This is a genomic window from Stieleria sp. (assembly GCF_041595215.1).
GTDB lineage: Bacteria > Planctomycetota > Planctomycetia > Pirellulales > Pirellulaceae > Stieleria > Stieleria magnilauensis.
Genome location: NZ_JBFHKV010000893.1, coordinates 1 through 3649, shown reverse-complemented (window position 1 = coordinate 3649; position 3649 = coordinate 1). Strand labels below are relative to the sequence as shown.

Genomic DNA, 3649 nt, shown 5'->3' with positions numbered 1-3649 from the left:
GTTTCGTCACGGTGGTGGGAACTGGATGGTTGCATCGGATCGGTTGCTCGCGGCCGGTGTCATGGGTGTCGCCTCGACTACCGTGTTGTTTTAGCGTATCGGCGCGAGTCGTGCCGCCTCACTGTGCCGCTTCGCTGTGCCGCTTCACTGTGCCGCTTCACTGTGAGGGCGTTGGATTACCCGGCGAGTGCTTTGTGCCGGGTGCGGATCGATACGGGCAGCAGCAACGTGAACGTGGCTCCCTGACCGATCCCCTCGCTGTGGACCGACAATCTGCCGCCCAGTTCAACCGCGGCGGTCGCGGAGGCATGGAGTCCGAAGCCGTGCCCGTCTTTTTTGGTCGTGAATCCGTTGGAAAAGATCGTGGTGATTCGGTCCGCTGCGATCCCGGTCCCGCTGTCACTGACCTGGAAACAAACGTCGTCACCGGATTGTTCCAGACGCAGCGTCACGCGTTTGACGTCCGAATCGTGTTCGAGCACGGATTCCTTGGCGTTCTTGATCAGATTGACGATGATCTGGATGGCCTTCGATTTCTCAATTTCGATCGCGGGGACTTGGCCATAGTCTCTGACGATTTCGACGTTGTGTTTTGAAAAGGAATCGTGCACGAAATGGATCGCATCTTCGAACAGGGCTGCCGGTTGCAATTGTTCCATCACGCCGAACGCGCCGGCGTGGGATTGTTGGGCGCGGACGATGTCTTTGATGTGCTCGACGTTGGACGCCAAGGATTCGATTTCGTTCAAGATGGAACGTTGATCGTCACGCATGCTGTCGGAGAGTTTGCCCAGGTACCGTGGCAAGATTTTTCCTTGATCGCTGCGGAGTAGGAACTCGGCGAGGTCGTCTTCGTTTTGCAGTAACAGTTCGACTGCTTTTTCGAGGTTGGCGAGTTTAACGTTGCGCAGCCGTTCGTCGATCAGGTTGGCGCTGATGTTTAAACTGTTCAGCACGTTTCCGATGTTGTGCAACACACCGTTGGCGATATCCGCCATGCCCGCGCGGCGTGACACTTCCAGCAGCTGCGCGTGGGTGTTTTGCAGCTGTTTCGTCGCCAGATCCTTGGCTTCGATTTGGTTTTGCAAGGCGGCGTTGGATTGTTCCAGTTCGCTGGTCCGTTCGGCGACGCGTTGCTCCAATGCTTGGTTGAGCTCTTGCAAACGCTGGCTTGCTTGGATGACGGCTTTTTCACGCGACTGCACACGATCCAGCATGCCGTTGAATTGGCGGTAGAGGATACCGATCTCGTCGTCACTGTCGTGCTGGACACGGATGGCGCAGTCTTCGCTCTGAGAGATCTGCTGGGCCGTTGACGCCAGTCTCAAGATCGGCGCGGTGACGGAGTCTTGGAGGTGTGAAGAGGCGAACACGCCGATGATGATGGAAATCGCCAGCACGACGGCGGCGGCCAGGATGTGGGTCGTGCGGGCTTGGCCGAGATCTGCGGTCGTTTCCCGCAGGATCAACGTGCCCAGGCGGTCGCCGTCGTCGATGATCGGCACCGCCACGTCCAGAAAGCCGTCGTCGCCATAGTGCGCACCGAGCGTGACCGACTGGGGATGAAAGTCCGCTTGATCGCCGAAACGTCGGTAGATCGCGAACACGGACCCATCGGCATCCAAGATGCATGCGATGTCGATCGTGTGTCGGCCCTTGATCGCGGCCAGCAGTTCTTCGGCGGCGTCCTGTTGTCCGAACGCCACCGCGGCGGTGCTGTTGGTGCTGAGTGTCTCGGCGATCGCGGTCAATTGTGTGGCTTTGGACGCGGAGATGCGCCGGACGTCCAATACCACAAAGATGGCGCAGGCGACCGAGACCGCCAACGTGATCGCCGTGGCAGCCAAAACCGTTAGCTTGGTTTGAACGGAAAAGTCACGGAATCGTTTGGTTGTTCTGCCCATTGAGTCTAATCTCGTTCGATGCTCGCGATGTTGAGCAGTTTGGCGTCCGCCTGAAGACCGCGTCGGGTCATCGCGTCGACGTTGATTCTTAATCCGATCGTTCCATCGTGGTCGGCAAAAAAGCGGATCGGGACGCCGCGTTGTGCCGCCACCACTGACTCACAGATCAACAGCGTGTTTTGTCGTTCAGTCCGCGCGATCGCTTCGGCCTCGTCCGCCGGTGCGGTTCCCGCATGCAGGAAAACCAGGTGACAGGATTGGATCTCGCGGACCGAATCAAACTCCCGGACGACGATTCGACGACCCCGGGCTTGCTTCTTCGCAGCGACTTGGTTCAGCAGACGGCTGTGTGGATCGCCGGTCAGGATTCCGATCACCGTAGGCGAAGATTCGTCGGCGTAAGCCGTCTCCGGCCAACGGACGTAGCGGAGGAAATTGTACAAGTAGGCGACTTTGACGTTCCGTTCCGAAGCCAGGCTGGTTTGTGCGTCGGCGGGTTGATCGACCAGAATGCCGGTCAGAATCAACAGCGTCATCACGACACCGGTTCGGCGGCGGGGAACGATGGTGCGTGCAGGATCAGGCTTCATCGGCGCCACTCCACGTACGCATGCACGCTACGCGGCACTTCGGTCGGCACGTCGCCGGTGAAGTAGTTGGGGCCGAATTCGGGGTGCCGTCGGTCAAACAGGTTGCGGCCGACGACCGAAGCGGTCAGGTTGCGGCCAACGTTCCAGGCAAATCGTGTGTCGACGGCGACATACGACGGCGTCGATTCGGCGGGCAGGTTGTCGACATAGCGGGTGATGACGTCCAGTTGCCGTCCGCGGCTGAGGTCGAAGGAGTGGGTCAGTGAAACCTGGTTGCGGGGCAACGCGCCGGACTTGCCTGCCGAGCCGGCCACCGATGGCGGCGGCTCGTCGAATTCAATCCGTTGAAACGCGTACCAGCCGCGCATGCTCCAACACGCGGTCAGCTGTGCGGTTGCCGAAATTTCAAACCCATAGCCGTCGGCAGCGGCCGCGTCGGAGATGTCGAGAAACGGAAGGGCTGCGGGAGGGAAGTTCAGCCGCAGCACCTGCAGTTTGTCGTAGTCATGGAAATACGCCGTCGCATCCCAGGCGAAGAACTCGTTGGTTTGCTGTCGATAGCCCAACTCGTAAGACACCAGGTTCTCTGCACCCAGGTCGCCGACGCCGCGGAGTTCGAGCGGAAAATTTCCTAGCGGCACCGGTTGATTGACAATCAATCGCCCGTCGGCGGACAGCCGCGAAGGCGTGCGGACGGCTCGCGAGACCGCGCACCACGCTGCCGCGGATTCATTGGGCAACCAAAGCAACCGGGCGCTGGGCTGCAGTTCGAAATTGCTGTAGGTGTTGTGCGAGAACTTTGAACCGAGCGTGAAGTACCAGGCGTCTTCCAGTAACGTCATTTCGTCTTGAAGGAACGCGCTAAACCGTTGGACCGTGCGCCGCTCGGGGTCCGCGGCGATGTACGGCAGCGGATCGTTGTTGGTCAATTTGTCAAAGATCGCTCGGTAGCCGGCTCCCCAAATGATCCGGTGATCACAGCGGTAGCGGAACCGGCTTTGGAAATCCAAGTCAAAGATATTGGTTTGTTGACCGAATCCGTAGGCTTTGCGATCGAAGCGGTCGTAATACAGTTGCAGCGAAGATTCGTGGTCTGCCGAATGCGTCCTCGTCCAACGCGTCAGCAGGTTGCCCCCCGAAACCGGTTGGTCGAAC

Annotated in this window: 3 protein-coding genes; all 3 read right to left on the bottom strand. The window is 59.3% G+C overall.

Translation table 11 applies throughout. The features are described 5' to 3' along the window. Window positions 1-176 precede the first annotated feature (176 nt). A complete protein-coding gene (locus ABX749_RS25845) occupies window positions 177-1904 on the bottom strand; it encodes an ATP-binding protein (RefSeq protein WP_372898543.1) in 1728 nt (575 codons plus the stop codon). A gap of 5 nt (window positions 1905-1909) precedes the next feature. Continuing rightward, the gene (locus ABX749_RS25840; protein ID WP_372898542.1) at window positions 1910-2494 is read right to left on the bottom strand and encodes a YfiR family protein; all 585 of its coding nucleotides are present in this window, start codon (window positions 2492-2494) and stop codon (window positions 1910-1912) included. Beyond that, window positions 2491-3649, bottom strand: a 1159-nt coding sequence (locus tag ABX749_RS25835) for a TonB-dependent receptor plug domain-containing protein (protein WP_372898541.1), incomplete at its 5' end; no start/stop codon positions are given. The genes ABX749_RS25840 and ABX749_RS25835, both read right to left, overlap by 4 nt.